8 protein-coding genes are annotated in these 23,533 nt (G+C 34.2%); all 8 read right to left on the bottom strand.

Annotated elements, in window-relative coordinates; translation table 11 throughout:
• Window positions 1-36 precede the first annotated feature (36 nt).
• The gene (locus LI241_RS06720) at window positions 37-480 is read right to left on the bottom strand and encodes a hypothetical protein (RefSeq protein ID WP_008689330.1); all 444 of its coding nucleotides are present in this window, start codon (window positions 478-480) and stop codon (window positions 37-39) included.
• Between the two features lie 89 nt (window positions 481-569).
• The gene (locus LI241_RS06725) at window positions 570-1,109 is read right to left on the bottom strand and encodes a hypothetical protein (protein WP_008689332.1); all 540 of its coding nucleotides are present in this window, start codon (window positions 1,107-1,109) and stop codon (window positions 570-572) included.
• On the bottom strand, window positions 1,090-1,923 hold the full coding sequence (locus LI241_RS06730; protein ID WP_008689334.1) for a class C sortase: 834 nt from the start codon (window positions 1,921-1,923) through the stop codon (window positions 1,090-1,092). Before LI241_RS06730 ends, LI241_RS06725 begins: the two co-directional genes overlap by 20 nt.
• A gap of 47 nt (window positions 1,924-1,970) precedes the next feature.
• On the bottom strand, window positions 1,971-3,515 hold the full coding sequence (locus LI241_RS06735) for a SpaH/EbpB family LPXTG-anchored major pilin (RefSeq protein ID WP_008689337.1): 1,545 nt from the start codon (window positions 3,513-3,515) through the stop codon (window positions 1,971-1,973).
• A gap of 59 nt (window positions 3,516-3,574) precedes the next feature.
• Window positions 3,575-17,512, bottom strand: a complete 13,938-nt coding sequence (locus LI241_RS06740; protein WP_227151108.1) for a SpaA isopeptide-forming pilin-related protein — start codon at window positions 17,510-17,512, stop codon at window positions 3,575-3,577.
• 1 nt (window position 17,513) lies between these two features.
• Window positions 17,514-18,254, bottom strand: coding sequence for a hypothetical protein (locus LI241_RS15895; protein WP_008689343.1), 741 nt, complete (start codon window positions 18,252-18,254; stop codon window positions 17,514-17,516).
• Between the two features lie 655 nt (window positions 18,255-18,909).
• Window positions 18,910-21,738, bottom strand: coding sequence for a leucine-rich repeat domain-containing protein (locus LI241_RS06750; protein WP_008689346.1), 2,829 nt, complete (start codon window positions 21,736-21,738; stop codon window positions 18,910-18,912).
• Window positions 21,739-22,203: 465 nt separating this feature from the next.
• On the bottom strand, window positions 22,204-23,532 hold the full coding sequence (locus tag LI241_RS06755) for an RsmF rRNA methyltransferase first C-terminal domain-containing protein (RefSeq protein WP_008689349.1): 1,329 nt from the start codon (window positions 23,530-23,532) through the stop codon (window positions 22,204-22,206).
• Between the last annotated feature and the right edge of the window lies 1 nt (window position 23,533).

Below are 23,533 nucleotides of genomic sequence, written 5' to 3' on the forward strand. Positions count from 1 at the left end.
TCTCACAAGATGACTTCCCTTACCTATTCATTTATCTTAATAATCGTCATTGTAATATACGATACCTTTATGTTCATCATAAGCCTTTTGGAAAGATACTAAGAGCACTTTCTTTAGATTTTCCAGACATTTTAAATAATTACCACGATATTGCTGGTGTGTTTCACTAAGTAATGCTTGATACACCTGTGACATAGACAATTCTTTTAAATTTGTAATTAATTTTTGTATTTTTGCATTATCATCAATACACATCAGAAAGTAGTTTTCTTGTATATCATGAATCCGTCTGTGACAATAACTTCGAGGATGATAGTTTGTGATCATATTCCAAATATAGAAAAAATCACAACTGCGTACAGGTATGGAATAACTGGCATCAGAGAATAATTGTAAACATAAATTTTTCTCATCAAAGCCTCTGTTATCTTCACATATCACATCTATTTTCTGTATTTCAAGAACGTGTATCGTCTGCATAATTTACTGTTCCTTTCTTATGAATGAAACATATAAAGAAATAATATAAATATACAAAAATTTATATCATTTCTAAATAATTTTAACAATTAAGAATTCAAATATCCTAACATAGCCGCATTCAACAAAGAATTGCTACCATCAAAAATCCATTTTTTATTCTCTTTGCGATAGTTAACTAAAACAGTTTCTTCTTTTTGTTTTGCTTTTTTCATTTTCTTTGTAAACTCACTTTTCGTGAATTCATCATCTTTTTTTTGTTTCATAGTTTCATAGATAGCATCGTTCATTGTATCTATATAATTAAAGTTTTTTACTTTAACACTGACTGTTGCTTTATCATCTTTGATTTTTTCTTCATTAACCTCATAGGTCATATTTGCATAAGTTAACTTCATAAGTTCTTTTTGCAAACTAGCACTCTTATCATAGCTTTTTTGATCAAATTCAGCACCGACGGTATCACATGCTTCTTTATACTTTCCTTCTTTCATCTTCTCCAAATAAACTTCTGTTAAACCTTTTGGTGAAGACTTATCCGTACGCTGGCATCCGGCAATTGCCATTGCCATCACCATACAGCAGAATACTGCCATTATCTTTTTTATTCTAGCTGATTTTTGTTTCATTTTTTCGACTCCTTACTTTTTTAACTATTTTATAACCTATCATCAATACTAAAGCTCCAGTTAGCACTAACAGTATAATTATTTCCTTTGGCCACGTTTTCTTTGTTATCATTGCTTTATGCTTTGGTATGTACTTTGTTCGTATTCCTCTTACCAATAAGCGATGTGAATTGATTCCATATGGTGTACAGGTCAATAAAGTCACATGATCTTCATCGGCAATTGGTTTTAAATATTCTGTTTTATTAGGTTTCACTACGATGATCTTATCTACTTTATAAGCAAGAACTTGATTATAAATATGAATGTAAAATTCATCACCAATTTCCATTTTATCCAAATCTGTAAATAATTTTGCCTCAGGCAAGCCGCGGTGAGTACTTAAAACCGTGTGATTTCCTTTCCCTCCAATAGGAAATGGCGTCTCACGTAAATGACCAACACCTTTGCGGATAACTTTTTCTGCCACACCATGATAAATAGGCAAGTTTAAATCAATACAAGGAATCTCCAATGTGCCCATAATACCGGAGGCAACATTCATGATGTCATTATAGTTATCAGGAATAACCACACCACTTCCAGGTACAAAAGGGTCATGTACCTCAGTACCTAAGATGCTTTTGTTATATACCTTTGCCTTATCAATTTCCTTTTTTACCATTGCTTTATCATAATGCAATGCCTTATCATTGTATTTCTTTACAGCTATGGTTTGATCATGATTAGACAATAAAACATTTACGTTTGGATAGGCCAGTAAAATAACACCACCTAGAAACAGCAAGGTTGTTATTAGCTTTCGTATTTTCATCTTAGTCGTATAAAGCAGAAAAGAGGGGAACTGAATCCCCTGATTTTCTACTTAACAGCTTTACGGCTGCCTTTTCTATTTAATACAACTGCTGCACCAATTAAAGCAATACCACCGATAACAAAGATAATTGTACCAATACCACCGGTGAATGGAAGATCAGTATTTGTCAGTGCATTGTATACAGTTATTGTTTGATTATCTAAATGACTTGTAGCATTAACTGTTACTTTTAAAGGCTCACTCAATAAGCTATATGGTTCACCTTTCTCATTAATAGGAGCTTTTGTCTCTACGATCCAATAATCCGTTGAACGATTATTGTTTTCTTCATATGACTCACCCAAAGTACCGTAAGCTAAACCAAAGATTTCTACGATACCTTGTTCATTTGATACAAAAGTATTCTTACCATTAATGCTGATTGGATTCTTTTTAGCTTTTGCATCCGCTTCAGATGCAAAAACCTGGAATTCTGCACCCTTCAATACTTTTGCAGAATTTTCCTTATCAACCTTTATCATTTTAATACCGCCAGTATGTACTTCTGGTGTATCGCTATCTTTCTCATAATCTTGACCACTGAAGTTTGTAAAAGATAAATGAGCAGTATTATCAATTTCATCGCCTAAAATTGCTGAATCATTTATTTTTGTATAGAACTTCGTAACCAATTTTCCATTTCTTGCAACACTACAGATCTTTCTAATACCATCATTAGTTAATGTGATTTTCAATTCGCGTGTTGATTCATCATATTGTGTATAATAATCAGCATCGCGCGTTAAGTAATCATGTGAATTTCCATAAGAGTCTCGCATTTCGATTGAAATCTTCTCTTCATTAACAAAATCTAAGCGTGAATCAATTACATCTGTAATAATATATTTGTTATAAATTTCTTCATCATCTTTTAATGGAACCGTTGTAGTAATAATCCAAGGAAAAACATCACCAATATTTTCACCTGCATGATTATTTCCCTCATTGACAACATCTTTATCGATATCTGGACCACCTTGATGAATTAAATTCTTAGGATATACATGAATATCATATAACCATTTTGGAGCATTTGTATCTGTTTTGTTTTCAGGATTATATGTTGGTACATATATAATCGCTGGTGCCATTTTTTTGCTAACTTGCGCATGATCTTCTTCTTGTAATAAATAAGCACCTAATGGCAAATTATCAAATTTATACTCACCATTATCATCTGTTGTACCTTCTTTAGTTCCATCAGTACCAAACGTCTTATCTCTATGGTTATTGAATAAATCAGTAGCCTCTTTAGGATCTAGTTTTACACTTCCATCATCGACAAGTTTTGTTAATTTGAATGTAATACCAGGGAATGGCTTATAATCTTTGATAAGTGGATTGTCTTTTTCTAATAATTGTCCAGTACCTTTATTATTCAATCCCTCAACTAATTTATTGTAGTCATCCTCTTCTTCTACTTTTAACTTGTGAATCGTGATACTACCCGTCTCAGGCTCAGCTGCCTTTACATTTGCGCCAACACATAATGTCATTAGCATTCCTATGCTCAATAACATAGCTGTGATTTTTTTCAATTTGTTTTTCATTTCTTTTACCTTTCCTTTCTGTTACATTTATATAAATTTATCAAGAAAAACTTTAATGGTTATGATCCATAACATTCCTCCTTTTTACGTTTTCTTAATAACCATGCTAGAATCAGCATTATACTTCCATATCGCAGATAGTTAGAATTTCCAGTGCTACCCATAATAGGCAAATCTTGTTTCTTTCTGTTAATTACCTGATATTCATAACTTCCATCACTCGTTTCCACTTTCTTAAATGCTGGAGGTAACGAATTTCCTTTTGCAGTAATCTTAATAGGATTTTCTTTATCAGTGTAATTAACTTGTATTGCCCATTGACCTTTTGGAAGTTCATAACCTTCTGGAGCTGCTACTTCAGCTAAACGATATTCGCCTTCTTCAATATCTGTGAATTCCACAAATCCATTTTCACCACTAACGACCGGTGTTTCTGATATAGGTTTCCAACAACTGCTGCCATTTCCTTCAATATCTGCCAGATCGTCGTGTGTATGTCCTGAACTAGTATCGTCACATCTATAGAGTTGGAAACTTGCTCCTGCTAATGCAAGACCATCTGGATCCACTTTACGGAATTTAAAGTTATGAGATAACTCATTTTCTATTTGATATTCGAAAGAAGTACCAATAGTTACCGTTTTCACATCAGGTGCACCATCAATTGATTTAAACACGATTGGTGTTGGTGATGAGTTCTTAATCGTTACTGACCATTGACCTGTAGGTAATATATAACCTGATGGTGCTTTGGTCTCAACCAAACGATATTCTCCATCATTTAAGCTTTTAAATTCAACAAATCCATCAGAGTCACTTATCTGTGGTGTATTGCTTATAGGTGTCCAACAGTTAAGATTAGTACCATCGATATTCGCAGTTTCATCATGAATATGTGATGATGCTGTATTATTACAACTATATAGTTGGAAATTAGCACCTGCCAACGCACTTCCATCTGTATCTACTTTGCGGAATTTCAAATTATGTGCTAGCACATTTTTAATCTGATATTCATAAGTGCCATTCGCTGAAACATATGTTGCATCAGGAGCACCTTCTAATGAGTTAATAACTACTGGTTTCGTTGCTTCATTATTTATGGTAACTTTCCATTGTCCATCAGGTAGTCCATAACCATCAGGAGCCGCCGTTTCAACTAAGCGATACTCACCATTAGCTAGTTTCTTGAATTCTACAATACCGTCTTCTCCACTTGTTACCGCAGGATTAGTGTCCATTGGTTTCCAACAACTGCCAGATTCATCAGGGTTTGCTAATAAATCGTGTGTATGGTGTTCTGTACAAGAGAATAATTGGAATGTTGCGTTCGCTAATGGATTGCCACTCTCATCCACCTTACGGAACTTAAATGGTGTAAATCCTGTATCTGGATAGTTAATAATTGGCTTATCCTCAGAAATTCCATCAATTACAATAGCACCTGAACTATTGTTTTCTATGGTAAACGGATATTTCGCTGTCTCAACAGCGAAGTTATCTGCTGTATCGAGTTCCTTCACATAGTATTTACCAACTGGTAATAATGTGTTATTAGTTGCTTTACCATCACTGTCTACATGCATTAACTGAACTAGTGTATCTTTCTTGATTAATGCTCCATCATTAGCACCTTTTATTTCTTCAGCAGAGAAGATACCAAATATAACCTTAGGATAAAGTGCCGTTGCATCCGCTACCCCATAGAATTCTTTATAAACCGTTAACGAAACTTTATTTCTATGGTTTTCAATTGTTGTAGTTTCAAGCGTTGGTTTAAAGTTTACTATATCTTGGTCTAATATAACCTCATGCTCACTTGTATCAACTATGAAACCATCTGGTGCTTCTTTTTCGGCAACTACATAGGTTCCATAAGGTAATTTTCTACTAATATCCTTTGTACCGCTCTTTAGCGTATCGACGACAGCACCAACTGGATAATATGTTCCATCGATTGTAACAGCAACCTTTGTACGTATTTCTACCACCGCACCACTCAAACTATCCATTGTGAATACCGGTTTTGTAACGATATGCCCATTTTCTTCAACTGTTTCAATTGCAGTGAAGGTCTCGCCGACTTTTTGTAATTTGATTTGTCCATAACCGGCATAATTGATAATCGGATCGTCATCATTCCTTATTTGTAATTCCACATTTTTATTATCATAATTTATAATAAATGGAATAGTTGTTGTATTTAAAACATAGCCTGGTGCAGTAGCCGTTTCTCTTACATAATATCTTCCTTCTGGTAATTTAATACCAGACATCGTACTCTTGCCATTTGAATCAATGCCAAACATTGCAACCATAGAATTCGCAGGTATCACATTCTGATTACCATTGTTATCAATGTATTCAATCGCATATTGTGTGAAGACACCAAATTTTACATATTTAAATAATTCAGGATTGTTCATACCGTCAAATTGTTTTGTTAATTTGGCCGTAAACGTAGCATGCGTATCATCCATATCGATAAACGCTTCTGCATTTTCTGTTGTATCAGATGATGTCAACTTAATTTGATGGAACTCTGTATCAAGCAAATAATCTGATGGTGCTGACAATTCTTTATACATGTAAGTTCCAAGAGGCAAATCAATACTTGTTTCACCACTCTTTAATTCAAGTATTAAATCATCTTTTTCATACTTCTTACCATCTAAATACAATGTTTCAGTAGCATAAATACCAATGGTAACATCTTCCAAATTCTTAGTTTCCCAATTCAGATGCAATAAACCACTTATCGTTTGATCGGCCACATAGCCAGTAAGAACTTCCCCTGTTTTACTAAATGTGATTTTACCTTTTTCAAGTTCGTTCGTTAAAGGAATTAAGAAACTATCGCTCTTATCTTCAACCGTAAAGTAAGTTGGCGTAGGATCTAGGCGATATCCTTCCGGTGCTCTGGTTTCAACGATTTTATATTCACCCGGTGTATAATTATTTAATAGAATCTCACCATTATCATTTGTAATTCTCACATCACTAAATGTAGGGTCATTAACAGATGTTATCTTAAATTCTGCACCTGGTAATCGTTTTTCTGGATTATCCTTGTCATACTTGAGAAGTTTGATAACACCTTCTTTAGAGGTATGATTTTCCAATTTAACTTCAACAATTGGCGCATCTTTATCGCCTATTAATCGGTGATATGAAGTCGTATCAATCTCACAGTTTGGTGGTGCAATAGTTTCACGTATTGTATACCATCCATATGGCAGATCCTTACTGATTCCGATTCCATTTGCTTTAGTTGTTATTTTGTCAACCACTTCATTCGTCGCATCACTTGTTATTTCAAAAGTGGCATCTGCTAAGGTATTGCCGTACTCGTCTACCTTTATAACTTTTAATTTGCCTGTGTATACATCATTCGTAAATTCATAAACGTATGGCTCATCAACTTTAGAACCATCAATCGTAACAGTACCGATATTTTCGTTTAAAATACTTCCATCCGGTGCTTTGGTTTCTACTATCGAATATGTTCCTTTAGATAATGTTTTACTTGTAGCCTTACCTTCTTTATTGGTTACCAAGGTATCAACAACAGCATTTTTGCTATCACGAATTTCGAAAGTAGCCTTCTCTAAATTACCAATGACTTTATTGCCATCAGGGCCTTTTAAAGATTTTTGAACTTCAATTTGTCCACTGATAGGATAATTCACAATGTGATTCTCATAATGATAATAAATCTTACCATTTTTTTCCGTAGCTGTTGAATCAGAGTATAGGTTAATTAATATTGGATTGATTGGCAAATATCCCTCCGGAGCTTGCTCTTCTTTTATGACATAGAAACCAATATCTAAATCTTTAATTAATGCGTGTTGGTTTTCATCAAGCTCAATATCCATAATTTTAACATCTTCTGTGACATCGCCAAACTCTTCATCTTGATACCAGGAACTGCCTGCCTTATAAAGTACGAATTTTGCTCCAGGTAATGGTTTACCGGCTTCATCGGTTTTCCATAATTCAATTTCACCTTTTGACGGCTGATTCTCGAAATAAAAGGTATAATCATGCTTATCTGGCGTAATATCAATGATTTTAATTTCATCTGATTTATCATAGCCGTAGCTAGCAGGATTTTCTTCCGTTACATAATATCTGCCAGGAGCTAACTGGTCGCTTCGATAAGATGCAATTCCTTTACCGTCATAGCCCGTTTCAAAAGTAGCTATTTTTTCATCATCATCAGTTTGCACCTGTCCATCTTCTCCAGCCCAATGCAGTGCAAACGTTACTCCCTCTAATGGCAAGCCGAATTCATTTATTTTATGAATGGTAATACTATCATGATAAGTATTCTCAAACGTATAATCAAATGAAGGATTTTCTGCACTTGGCGTAAACCTTTCAACTCTGTCGGATAATTCATAATTCAACGGAGCTTTATACTCAATCAATACATAGCTCTCATTAAATTTAAGTTGATCATAGGATGCTTTTCCTTCTTCATCTGTCGTTAAATAAATCTCTGCTTCCGTAACAGAAATATCAGCATTAGGATCTTTTTCAAGAATCTTCAAATCTTCTAAATATTGATTATAGCTTTCTTCTGTAAATATAGCAAAGACAGCATCTTTAAGTTTCTTTTTGGAATCCTTTGCATCAACCTTTAAAATATCTACTTTTCCTTTTTTAGGAACATCATTTGTTTCAACTTGAATTAAAACATCATCATATTTGGTTTCCTCATCTTCATTTTGCTTCACTTCTGCGACAAGAACAGCATCGTTTATTTCATAATCTTTAGGTGCTTCAATTTCTTTTACATAATATGTTCCTAAATCTAGAATTTTTGATTTCACTGGAACATGCGTAATCAGCGTGTTATTAATTTCAATATTTGGATCAGATTCCTCTGCTACTGAACCATCGCTGGCATATTCTTCAGGATTTTCATTTGGATCCATTATTTCAATTTCATCAGGTAAGGTAACCATATCATAGCCTTCCATATAGGAACTTTCTACAACTTCATACTTACCTTCTTCATTTAATATAGCTTCTTTGAAAATTCCATAAGTCGCTCCAGGTACACCAATTCCTGTTTCTTCAGCATCTACTTTGACTAACTCAATTGCTCCTTTGATAGGTTCGTTTTCAATTGTATATTCATATACTTGTCCATCTTTACTGGCGATTGCAAATGCCTCATAGAAATCTTTATTCAATTTATATCCATCAGGTACATCTGTTTCTTTTACATAGTAATTACCATATGGTATTTTATCAAGTGATGCTATTCCGTATTTATCTGTCTTCAATACTGCATATGCATTATCATCAGCATCATAAACAGTAAATTCAACACCTTCTACAGGCTCTTTCGTCTCAGAATCTTTTTTATTTAGTTTAAGACTACCAGTTATAGCATCATTTACAATGGTTTTTGTTATGACCTCTGGACTATTTTCATTAACAGTAAAGTATAAATCATTATTTTCTGATAATTTATAACCATTTGGAACACTAATTTCTACGATTTCATATTTTCCAACACCTAATAAAGTAGATGTAGCTTTACCATTGCTGTCAGTAATCAAACGTTCGATAAATTCAACACGATTACCATAATCATCTAAAGAATAAATATCAAATGTCGCACTTTCCAATGGTTTATGCTCATCAGAACTATCTACCTTAAGAATTTCCAAACTTGCCCTAATTTTAGCATTATCATAGATAAGCAATAATGAGTCTTCATCAGAATCAGCATTCAAATTTATAGTTTGTACTGGATTTTCAGCAAGCTTATAGCCTTTTGGTGCTTTTGTTTCTGTTACTCTATACTCACCAAACACTAATTCATCTGTAGTAAAGGTACCATTTTGGTCTGTCATATAGGTTTTATCATATTGAACATTAATTCCTACTACCTTAAATTCTGCACCTTGCAGTCCCTCAGCAGTATCCTTATCACGTTTTAACACACTGAATTTTCCTGTGGTCGGTTTTTTAACATCTGTGAATACAAATGGCAATGCATTTGTTTTTCCTGAATCTTTATTTACCTCCACCGTCTTAATTTCAGTCGATAAGTAATAACCTTTAGGGGCACCTGTTTCTCTTACATAATACGTTCCATAAAGTAAATTGCTAAATTCTGCAATTCCGCTATCTCCTGTTTTGATAGATTTAAGCTCTCCGCTTAATGCTTTTGCATCTTCATAGCTTTTATAGATTGCGAATGTAGCATTTGCTAAGACTTTTGATTGATCCTCAGCATCTACTTTTTTCACTTTGAATGAACCGGTTAAAGGCTTGTTTTCAACAGAAATCGTCTTATGTTTAACAGTTGGGGATATTGTAAAGTCATACACATCTGAAACTAGTTCATAACCTTCTGGAGCCTTTATTTCTTTCATTGTGTAAGATCCAGTGCTAAGGTTTTTACTCATTGCCTTTCCTTCGATATTTGTCGTTATCGTATCAACTACCTTACCGCTGCTATCATAAATTTCAAATACTGCGCCCGCTAAATATTTTTTAGTTCCTGTTGTTTCATCATACTTTACAACTTCAACATTTCCTGACATTTCATCATTAGAAATTGTCAGTGGTTCAGCTTCAAACTCAATGATATCTGCTTGTACCTTTTGATTAATAACAATGTTATGAGGCGTAGTATCTAATACATAACCATCTGGTGCTTTTGTTTCAATTACTACATAAGATATTGCAGCAGCTGGGATAGAAGCTGTATACGTACCTGGTGTAGTTGTTTCCGTTACATCTGCAATTTTCGTAGTCAGATCTTCTTTATTGAAGATAGCGAATTCAGCTCCCGATAAAGGTTTACCACCGTTGCTGTCAACTTTATAAATCGTGACCTTAACAGGCAAGCGATCGTCACTTACTATTACTTCTGTCGCTGCTGGCTTTTCATTAGTTACTGTTATCTCAAAACAGTCTTTAATAAGTTCATACCCTTTTGGAGGTACTAATTCATAAATATCATAAGTTCCAGCACTTGATAACATTCCAGTATAAACACCGTTTGCATTTGTTTTAAATTTTAAGAGCGGTTGGGCAGGATTCGTTGTGTTATATGGTGAATCACCATGCTTAAATAAACCAAATTCTGCATCTGCTAAGCGATCACCGCTTGCGGCATCCTGCTTAATTAATTTAAAACTAAATTCTGCTTTTTTATTTACGACTTTCACTTCTTTTTCATCACTATTTATGACAACGTTAGTAATTGCCCCAGAAACAGTTATATAACCCGGTGGAGTATTGATTTCTTTTACATAATATTCACCATAAGGCAAGCTTTCAACAATCGCTATACCGTCCGCACCAGTAATTAAATTATCTCCGATCTTTTCGTCTGTATCTTTACGGCGCAATTCAAACTCTGCATTAGCAAGCGGACTTCCATCTTCTGTACTCTTTTGAATAATAAGTTTTCCAGAACTTAGTTTATTTTCAACATCTAGTTTTACTGCCTTCCCATGCTCACTAACGTTAACAGACTGTAATTCATAAGATATATCGTGATCCTTCGGAGCTGTTGTTTCTTTCAGAACATATTCACCATATGCTAGATTCTTTACTACTTCAATCCCACTATCTGGAATTGTGATTGTTTCTATAAGTTTATAAGCTGGGTTATCTTTATTAACACTGTCATACTTTTCTCTTTCTGTTCCAGATGTCGGCATTTTTCCCTTATATAACTCAAATACAGCACCACTAAGTTTTTCTTTCGTGCTTTCATCTAGTTTTGTAATCTCCAACTCACCTACAATAGGGTTATTTTTAATAGTAACAGACTTATTATAAGCAGTAATTGGATTACCTGTAGCAGTAAAGTCCTTCAGTGTATAGTAATATACAGTAGAATCTAACTGGTAACCCTCAGGCGCTTTTGTTTCACGTAAGGTATATCCATCATCATATGGCAAATTAATTTTATCACCAGAAGATGTACCACTTGTTGTTACCACAATAGCTTTCCCATGTAAAGGTTTGATTTCAAATACAGCTCCAGCTAATGGTTTTCCACTATTATCTTGTTTCTTAAGAATTAAGCTGATTGGTATACTATTATTTTTAAGAGTTATTGAAGCAGCAAAACGATTTTGTGAATCAAATTTTAAATCACTCATATTTTCGTTTTTAGATAGCACTTCTAGATATTTATTAGTATTTGATGTGCCTAAATACGTAGGATGGAATTTAAAAGTAGCTGCAACACCGTTTAGTACAAGTAAACCATCATCTGTTTCTTTTTCAGTCAAACTAAATGTCCAATCACTCATTGATAGGTCAGCCATTTCACTTAAAACTGGTGTAATATCAAGAACACCATTTACTGTTTTAAGTTCTTTACTAATTGATTGACTTCCACTTGTACCATTTAAATTTAAAGTTGCGTTAGCTAACGAACCATTTTCATCTGTTTTATTTAATACAAATTCGTATTGTCGAATATTATTTATATCCAACTCCAATAAATACTTCGTTGCGACTAAGTCAGACGGGCTTTCTTTTATTTGTTGGAAATCACTAATTACATAATCTTGCTTAAACGCATCTCCAGCTATGTATCCAGGAGGAAACTTGGTTTCTTCTATATGAACTGATTCTGTATGCGGAATGGTAATTATATCTTTTTCCACATCACCTGTTGTTACTAATTTGTAAACTTCATTTTCTTTCGTTGTAATTGTGAATTCAGCATCTTTTAAAGGCTTATTAGTAGCTTTATCTACTTTTTTTATTTGTATATTTAAAGGTGCATATTCATTTTTAAAATCAATTACATACTTATAGATAGTAGAAGACTCATCACCTTCTGTAGTTAATTTAATAAGTTCACTTAATGATTTTATCTTGTTAGGATTAGATTCGTTTGGGCAATAAGTAAAAGCTTTAAATTTAGGTTGTTTAGAATATATTTTACCATCTATCGAACTACTAAATATTACTGCAGTTTCAGTGATATAAACATCATAATCATTTTCACTTGGAAGAGAAGTTAAAATATCGGTTATTTTTGTCAGTGTATTTGAATTATAATTATCAATATTTACTCCCTTTTCTGTCTTAATAGGCACTCCAGTTTGTCCTTTTTTATATATATCTATATCTATAATCGCACTAATTACACCATTATCTTCTGACTGCATAGATTTTTTCATATAGAATTCTGTTGTCGGTTTTTTGTTTACAACCTGAATCACAATTTGTTTTGATGAATTTTCAATAAATGATACTCCATCTGGTAGTGTTGAACTTATTAAATTAAATTGGTTATTAGAATCCATTCTAAAATTCAAAGTTATTGGAGTATTTAATATGGCAAAATCCCCTTCTACTTTAGTTTCCTCGATTTTTAATACATTAGTTGAACTTGATGCAGTACCATCATAGAACTCATTTAATTTAATTTCAGCTAATCCATCATCAACATTTGTAGTAATTGTTTCACTATAACTACCAGTTCTACTACTTGTAATCTTAAATGTTGCTTTTAATGGGTTGCCATTCTCATCAACTTTTTTAATATAAATTTTAGGAGCTTTTAAGCTGTTCTTTACTTTGATAATCCCTGTGTAACCATCGAAAGATAACGCATCACGCATAGCTTCACTTTCATCTAGTGAGCTAGTAAGAATTTTATCCTGATCTAATTGCGGAGTTCCACCAGGAACATATTTTATCAAAAAAGAACCATTTAACTTTTTTTGTGTAATATAGGCTTTAGTTTCGCTAAATTCAATATGATATCCACCATTAGTACTAGTCGTTTCTAAACATTTATCTAGAAGATAATTTAAATCTTTTGGATTATCTATTGTATTAATTTCTATATCCTCTTCATAAAATGGAGTCCCCGTTCTAGAATCTGCTTGTGAATTATTGAATAACTTTACATGGAAAGTTGCACTTATCGGTTCATTATTATCATCAACTTTTGATAATCTTAAGTTAACAGGCTTAGGTTCATTTGTTAATTTTAAACTTACTAATTCTATTTTGTGCGTAGGGTTATCAGGTAAATCAATAAAGTGTTTCTGTGTATCTAATATATATCCATGAAGCTCTTTTGTTTCAATTATGTATGCATCATTCAACTCATCTACTGTATAAGCCATACTTTTTACATAACCTTTATTATTTGTAATTAATGTCTCTAGAACTTCATCTTTACTATTTCTTAATTCAAACTCAACATTTTCTAAAGGTCGCCCACCTGCACCCTTTTTATTAACTTCAATTTGAATATAAGATTTTGGATTAGTTACATTTAGTTCTATCTTCTGCTTATCTTTGTTAATATTAATCACATATCCTTGCAATTCAGCATTCCAATAATCATCATTACCACCATTAACAAGATCATTATAATGTCCTTTAGAAGATTTTGTTTCTTTAACAACATATTCACCATATCTATACTTTTCAAATTTTACAATACCCTCTTCATTCGTTGATTTTGTTTCTAACGCCTTGGTTAGATCATTCTTACTATAGATTGCAAATTCTGCATCTTTAAGTTTTTGAGTAGGATCTTCCTCATCAACTTTCATAATTTCTATACTACCTTTTACAGGTGGATTAGCAAATGATTCTTCGAAATTTGCTTGTTCTTTCGTTAACTGGAAGTATTTACGCGTATTTTCAGGCAATATATGATTATCTCCTGGGGTGGTTTCTTCAAGATAATAATAGCCTTGTAAAGGATTTGCGTCATTTACTAATGGTACATCAACAAATTTTGCGATACCCTGATCGTTTGTTACCTGTGTACCTAACAATTGCCCTGTAAGACTATTATAAAGCTTGAAAGTTGCATTTTTTACTACTACATTATTTTTTTCAGAATCAATTTTATGAATAGTTACAAGACCTGTTGTTTCCTCATTGGTAATATTATAAGTCATCGTAAGCGTGTTAGGATTAAATGTTCCTGTCCATTTATTTCCACTGCTTGATTTTGCATTATTAAAATCTATTGTTTGATCATCAAAATCTACCAAAATATTTGCAGGTGCCCAAGTTTCTTTAAGTGTGTAAACACTACTAACTATTAATGGTTTAGATTTAGCATAACCATTTTCATCTGTTTTTAATGTCTGAATCATTTTATCGCCATCATAAACGGTAAATTCAATACCAGCTAAAGCTTTACCATCTTGATTTTTCTTATAAATTTCTATATATCCATAAATAGGCTCATTAGGTACATCTTTCTTATAGTAATATGGATGATTTCCAGTATCTGTTATTTTAAAAGCCTCTTTTTCACCATTAATAATTTTATAGCCTTTTGGAGCCTTTGTTTCCTTGATATAGTATGTAGTGTTAGCTAACAACTCAGTTGTTTTTGCCTTACCTTCATTGTTTGTAACAAGGGTACATACAACATTGCCTTTGGTGTCTGTTATTTCAAACTCTGCACCAGATAATGGTTTGTTTTTATCATCTTTATCATATTTATACACTTCAAAAATGGTAGGGATTGCTTTATTTTCAACCTTTACCTCTAAGACATTTTTCTCAATTGTGTTATCCAGAGAAAGCATAATCGGATCTTTTAATTTATCATATCCTGGTATAGTTTCTCTTTCAACTAAACGGATAAAGCCAGCATCTATATCACCCCTTGTAAACTTATTAGTAGTAACTGCTTTACCACTCTTGTCAGTTTTTATAGTTTCTACATCGACCCATGAAGCGCCTACAACCTTCTGAACTACAAAAACAACATTTTCCAAAGGCAGATCATCTTTACCTGTTTTTATTACTTTGATTTGAACTGGTTCCTCATCATTTTTAACCGTTATCCCAATATTAGTATCATTAAAGGTAACTGTTTTAATAGTTTTATCCAGTTTGATGCTATCATCTTCACTGCTCCACTCCTGGTAATAAATTTTAGTTCTGGCATCATATAGACGCGATTCAATATAACCATTTTCATCCGTTGTTTTAAAATCAAAACCATTAGCAGCACCTTCTTGTCCATTTAAATTCGGTCCGATTTTAAATGTTACGTTTTTAAGAGGTTGATGCGTTCTACTATTCTCTTTATGAATTTCCAATTTTACTTTTATAGCTGTATTTTTAAAGGTAAATACATTCTTATCCGGATTTACATTGATTATAAGTGTTTGCGTCTTTTCCGTACCTGTCGGTGCAATAAATCCAGGCCCAGCAAAAGTCTCTGTTATTGTAATTTTTGTTCCTACTGGGAAGCTTACCTTACTAGTGAATTGTCCATTTTTATCTGTAACACCAGTATATGTAGCTTTCCCATCAGTATAGGAAAATACTGCTCCCTCTATAGGGTTGTTTGTTTCTTCATTTATTTTTTTAATTTTAAGAGGAAATGATTTAATTTTATTTTTAATTGCCAACTCAATATTTTCACCAGATTTTATTGTTCTTTGGTATATGGTTGTATCTAATATCAAATCATTCGGAACAGTTTTTTCCTTTATATATATCACTGTACCAGCGGCATAATTTCGTTTAAGCTTCGTTTCACCCTTATCATTCGTTGGCTCGGTTGTTTCATTTAAATTATTTTTATCCATTCCATAGCTAAAAGTAATTCCTTTTCTCGCCTTACCACTTGAATCCGTTTTCTTGATAAGAATATTACCATTTGTATTCACTTTTATGTAGATGTTAAATTTTACATCTTTAGGAGATCCATAAAAGTAGACACGTTGCCTGTTAGTCGCCGAATATTGTTTGACATTCCAACCTAACGAAGGAAATTTTTTAACAAAGGATATACTCAAAGTCTTTCCGTCATATTTAATATTATTTGAAAGGGTCACATTTAGTTTATTCCCATCAAAACTAACACTTTTAATACCTTCACTTTTTGAAGTAACTTCACAATTTCCTTGACCTAATATTCCATTGCTATCTGTATAACTAAATGTATTACCGCCTGCCTCTTTTCTAGTTACTGTCATTGTTTTTCCATTAAAGGAAGGAACCTTGTTATGATTATTTACTTTAGCTAAAATATCATCACGATATTGTTTCATTGCGACTTCATTTTTATAAGTGTATGTATCTTTTCCTGTTTCGTAATAAACTTTAATACCCTTGACACCACATTGTTCCCAAATCAAAGATTGTGCAGCCAAAAAGTAAAGATTCTTTTCCCATTGTTTTTTATTCTTCCATGCTGGATTATCAATACCATAATATGCATAAAGACTTAATTTATAGGCTTTATCTTTTGAATATCCATTATTATAAAGGGATCCACCTGCATAGCATAATTCATCTCCTGCATTTAAAGCTACACCAGGCTGCAGGCAATATAAATGTTGATTTTTATTATTCCCAAAATACTTTAAAACATAACCTTCAGATCCACCTGCATGCCCATTCACAGAATAACTTATTTTTACACGAAGATTATCCCAAACTCTTAAACTTACCCAATTTAAAATTTGGCAATCTGCTGATCTTGTTGCACTCAATTTAGCAATTTCTTTTTCTATTTCTTGCGTATTTTCTTGTACTAAACCTAAATTGAGGGTTTCATTCTTTGTTACATCGTATTCTGCGATGCGCAAAAAAACATCATCTTCGTAATTTCCTATTTCAAATTTATCCTTGTTATTTTTTACTGTATTATCCAAATTATATGCTGCAATATCTGAAAACTTAGCACACATATTAATTTCATATTTGCCAGCTTCATCTACTTTTATATGATAGGTACCATCTTCTTCGGTAACAGCTTTATAGGTCTTTTTATCCTTGCTAATAGCTCTTACTTCAATGCCACTTACACCTGGTTCATTTTTATCTTGTTCACCATTTTTATTTGTATCATCAAAGATAACACCATTAATAGAATATGTTGCAGTTTCATCTTCACTTGTTGTTTTTACAACAGCATAGACAGTCCAATCGATATTCGTTAAAACAAGTAATGTTACCATGATCCATACGCATGATTTATGTAATAAACGCTTTAACATATTAGCACCCTCGTCCTTTCTTCACTTTCCATATACACATACTAGCTCCTGATATCACGATCAGTAATAGATATAAATATGTATTAGATAAATCTCCAGTTTGTGTTTCTTTCCCTGGTGTTTTTTCATCTGTTGGAGTATCACCGCCGGATGGCGTATCCGGAGTATTTGGATTATTTGGTTTATCTGGAGTATTTGGATTATCTGGAGTATTTGGTCCATCGGATTCTCCAGGAGTATTTGGCTTTGGTGATGCTTTAGGCTCCACATCTACAGTATAAAGTGGTCCATATTGAACATCTTCTATAGTTTGATAATAAGGTAGGTGCACAATAAAAGGAGAAATTACACCGTATGCATTATCGTCCTCTGCCATAAGCAGGTAAACACCTTTCTCATCCAATACCAATTCCATCTCACCTTTAGCGTCTGTACTGTTAGATAAAATCGGTTTATCTTCTAACTTTTTAGATATCATTTTAGCGACTAAATCTAATTCGTGAGCGTTTTGTGGATATGTTTCATATCCATATTTAGGATAGATTTTTGCATCTCCGTTCTTGTCAATTTCTCCAATCTTATATACATAAAATTTGACTCCATTCATATCAGAAGACTGAACTTGCAAATCCTCTAAATGAATTTTGATTATGCATCTTTCTGATTCAACTGCACGTATCGGAACTAGAAAGATCATAAAAGCCAACAAAAACGTCGCAACAAGTAATAATTTTTTCCTCATTTTGCTAACCTCCCTCAATTCATTTCTGTTTAATATACTATACCTTTTTAAATCAAGCGAATTTTCTCTTAAACTTGATATTTAAGTGAAAAAAAGAGCATAAAAAAAGACATTTACAACAAAAAAGTAAATATCTATAAAGGTATACGTTGTTCCATGTGAAAAGGCTTCCGTCTAAATTATATAGGCAATTTCTGGAAATTTCAAGACATTATCGGGCATGTTTTCACACTAAATTGACATTTTTATAACCAAATTCTTCGCTTAAAAATGTAACATTTATGATATTTAGGTTTTATTTATATCTTTCTATCACAAGAAAATCACATAAATAACACAAATTAAATTTCAAAATATTTTTGTTTAGCATAAATTTCATAACCCATAGTCCTTCATAACTTCATATTTATCTACTTATTTCGAACATTTCCTTTAGCATAAAAAAGATTATGCTGCCGTCATAACAAGGTTATCTTCTTTTTTCTAAAAAAAAGAAACATCACAATGAAAATGACATTTCTTTTACCTTAGATTTTCCATAATTTATTAACTTTTCTTTGTCTTGCCCTTTTTATGCATCACTTATTTATCAAAATACCATGTGAAATCACATGGTATTTTGACATATTTTATATGATTATTGCTCTTATGCTGTTTATTGATCAAGCTCCCACACAATATTTAAAGCTTGCATAGCGTTTAATCCCCATGGGGCACCAGCAATTTGATCCTTACTCTTTCCTTTGATGAAGAAAGAGGTGATTCCTGTAAAGCGAAATGCATTGTTAATGCTAGTAACCGTGCTAGGTATTTCTATACTTTTTAGTTTCGTGCACTGTACAAAAGCATCTGTACCAATTACTTCCAGTCCCTCAGCTAATGTTATACTTTCCAGTGCCAAGCACCAGCCAAAACCATTTGCCGGTATTTCTTTTAATTTTGCAGGGAGAGTGATATGGGTAAGACTCGTACATTTATTAAATGTCGCAAATCCCATCTTTTGCATTGAATCTGGTAAATTGATTTTCACAAGGCTGTTACATTCAGCAAACGCTTGGGAACCAATTTCCGTTACCCCATCCGGTAGTACAACGCCTTCTAAATGAATACAATTCGTAAACAAATACTCATTGATAACCGTGATATTTTTAGGAATAACCAATGTTCCTTTCAAGGCAGTGCAGCCTCTAAAGGCACTTTGTTCCAGAATCTGAAGATTATCCGGCAGTTCAACACTTTCTAAACGCAAACAGCTTTGGAACGCACTGTATCGAATAGCAGTTACGGATTCCGGTATGGTAATGTGGAGCATATACTCGGCTCGCCAGAAGGTCTGCGGCATAATTTCTTTCAAATTGTTGGATAACTTAATATCACTCAGCCAGCAATCATAGAATGCCGCATTACCGATGCTGGTGATACTGTCTGGCATGACAACACTTTTTACTTCATGTTTTGCGTTAAAAGCATTGCCTCCGATACTCACGACAATACAAGGTTTGTCATTCACGAGAATGACTTCCGGAATCACTACATCTCCTTGATTTAATATTACCTTTTCTTCTGTAACGGCATCAATGACTCCATTATTCACCATTTCACTTGTCAAAATCACAGTTCCCGCTGTCTGCAATGTTTTGGTTTCTTTTAAACCGCCATAAGCAAAGGTTAAATCAAAGGTTGCACTCGTCGGTACTTGATCCTTATCAATTACATATTCATCTTTTGCTAATGTTTTGATACTTCCATCGGAATACATTGCCCTTACGATAAAATCATCTTTATCAAGCAATTCTTCTTTTAGAAAAAATTTCTTTTTCGCTTCTATGGACAACTGGGCCAAGATCACAGGTGCCTTAGCTTGCAGTAACATGGTATTTTCAGATAGTTTGCTTGTCTTATCTTTTGTCCCCGAGACTTCCTTTACGACATATGGTGTATTCTGTTTTTCACTCACTGTCCATACCGTGTCATCACAAACCTCTATTCTGGCAAATTGTTTCGCTTTTATCGTAATCTCGCCGGTAGCCTGCGTGGTGCGTTTGGCTACAATTTCATTTGTTTCACTATCATATACCGTATAGGCAAGATGAACACCTTTGCGTGTTTCCAAGATTTGTTTTATATCGGTGATGTTCTCTTGGCTAGCCCGCAGTACCTGACGTAACTCGAAAGTGAATTCCTGATCGCTGTCATTTTCCATTTCTTTCGCAATTTCAATGACCGTCTTGCGATTACTATTCACAAACCCCACGGCATCCTGGCAATCAATACGACCATTATAGCAATCATCCAGTGCATCAACATATCCACTTAACTGTCCCCATTCAGCATCACTTTCCTCTATCAACTCCACGATTCGATAGGTGCCATCTTTGACAATGCTAGGCTGTATTTTTACATCTGCTTCGCTAAAATAGATGATTGGATATCCATTTGCACTCTTCTCGATGCTAATCTTACCATCACGTTGTGTTCTTTGGATGCGATTACTTGAAATGCCCTTTTCATCAGCGATAATATATGCCACATTTGCGGCTGGATTCCATACTTTTCCATCATATACATCTACACGATAAACTAGTCTGGCTCCTTTCATCACTTCATCGCTGCCCAAATGCATCCGTTTATAAATGGCAGACGTTTGATCTCTTCCACTAATCTGATTCTGTAAAATAGCCAGTGGCTGCTGTTGAATCACATTTGCCAATTTCCCTATCTTTGGGGTGATTTCAATAAAACCGCCATCCTGTTTATAAAGCTTATAACGATCTTTACTGCTCTCGCTTAACCGATAGCGCGTATCCTTCGGTAAAGTATTGATCATGATTCGTTTCCATGGTTCTATCTGGATTTCTTTACCGGCTTCCCATAGTAAGGTCGCTTGTGTCTGATGTATGGTATCCAATACTTGTACTTCTGTTGTTTCCTTAGGCCAAACAGCCCATTCCCCGTTATGCTCTTGGATTTCCAGTTTCAGATGCACCTTTTCTTTATCCCTAATTTCGGCATTTTGTCTGATATCTTCTAAATAAGCATTCCCCCTTCCATTATCTTCTACACCGACCACATATTCTTTTCCGATCATGAAGGTATTGGCATCCCCATTTACAAAAGTGACCGTACTGTTTTCCGCTAATTTTCCTATAGCCGGTGTTTTATCAACCGGATAAATTTGTTCATAATCGGCATCCGGTGTTTCAATGATCGTATATTCCATTCCTTCAACGCCCACATCTTGAAAGACGATAGTTTGCTGATGCTGAATGCTGAAATAGCCATCGTTTGATGTCTTACCCTGACCAACCGGCATACCGTTTTTCATGATCCGATATTCCTTATCGGCATATGGTTTGCCTTCGATTAAAATTTGCATCGTAAATTCTCTTGTTTCGATAGCCTGTTGCTCACTTTCTGACACTTTGGATGGATCAAAGCTGACAAGCTTTGTAATTTGGAGAGGACGTTGCTTTTTCCCAGACATGTTGACCTTATCATAGCGTTTTTCATTTGCTTGTATCCATGATCATTTTCATAGCGAAGGACAATTTTTACCAGCATCTATCCATTGCCTTTTGTATTTATAAAGCTGCTTCAGCAATACCATCGCATTCACCTTGCATAAAGCATTATTCATTGTTTTCATAAAAAGACATCTTATCTATAACAGTGTTCGTTATAGCTCTCATTGCCCATGTACAGGATCCTTTTTGCTTAACCCATGTACAGGATAATCAATAAGCGCGTGTGTCAATTCTTTGTCAATATCTTAGAAAAACATAACAAGATATTACTAAATTTTACATACGATTATAGAAATATCGTTATGAACGTACATACTTTCCCCTTGTGGCTATAGCATAAGGGCAATAAAAAAAGGAATCTCGATACAATCGGAAATTCCTGTCATTTATCCTTACCTATTTGGTCAAGTTATTTCTATTTTCGATCAGCGAATACGCATTCCTTTAGGGTATTTATTTTTTAACACCATGCCATCCCCTTTGGCAAAGCCGATGGGATGCTGATGCCACAATAAGGCCGTATACCCCTTATACCCACTGACGGATAGAGGATGACCTTGTAAAAAGAGGTGACATTCCTCATCACACATATCATAGGTCTGTAAAAACTTATCCTGATGCAAACTTGCGCTATAAAAATGCTGATGTGGCTCTATGCGGTTTTTCATGATTTCCCCGGCTAAGATGCACTGGCGCAGGATATGAATTTTCTTAAGCTTCAAAAAAGGCGTTTGTTTCAGATATAGCTTATCCTGCAATAGTAACGTATGCGCAGGCTGCTTTGCCAGCTGGCTTTTTAAAAAGGTTTGGGCAAACATTGGCAAGGCTGTATCCGCCATTTCTTTTTTCCGCGACATGACGGCTTGACCATGTTTCTTCATCTTGGCCACAAAATGTCCCTCCCCTTGATCCATCGGGAAAATTCTTCGCACCTTTGTCACATCCAGATCACGATAAGAAAATCCGCTTCTGCCAAAGTTAACCTGGCAATCTAATAATTCCATATCGTCATGATGCTTTAAAAATTCATAAACGACTTCTTCATTTTCTTCCATAGAATAGGTGCAAGTAGAATATACAAGAATGCCCTCTTCTTTTAAGGTTTCATAGGCACTTTCTAAAATAAGCTTTTGGCGCATTGCACAGGAAGCCACATGTTCTACGCTCCAATCGTCCATTGCCTTGGCGTGTTTTTTAAACATGCCTTCGCCACTGCAAGGAGCATCTACCAAGACCTTATCAAACCAGCCGCCCATTTCCTTGGCCAGTTCATCGGGACGTGCATTGGTAATCATACATTCACTAAAACCTAAACGTTCCATATTGCTCATCAATACGGCCGCCCGCTTTGCCTCTATTTCATTACTGACTAGTAAACCACTGTGCTGCAATTTCGCGGCAATCTGTGTACTTTTGCCTCCCGGAGCTGCACACATATCCAACACCCAATCCCCCTCTTGTACATCCAAAACTTCTACGGCACTGGAAGCACTTGGCTCTTGCATATAAAACAGACCGGCAAGATGTGCAGGATGATTGCCTAACCCTTTTTCCTGGTGTGGAATATAAAAGGTTTCAGGACAGATCGCAGAAGGCTTACACTCACAAACAGACAGCTGTAAAAAAGCCTCAACGCTTATCTTTGTCGTATTAACACGCAACCCACGATAAGCATCTTCCTCTAACGTTTTTACATAAGCCTCATAATCCTCTTGCAGATATTCCTTCATCCGCTGCAGAAATTGTTCTTTCATA

The sequence above is a fragment of the Longicatena sp. 210702-DFI.1.196 genome (assembly GCF_020563125.1).
Lineage (GTDB): Bacteria > Bacillota_I > Bacilli_A > Erysipelotrichales > Erysipelotrichaceae > Longicatena > Longicatena caecimuris.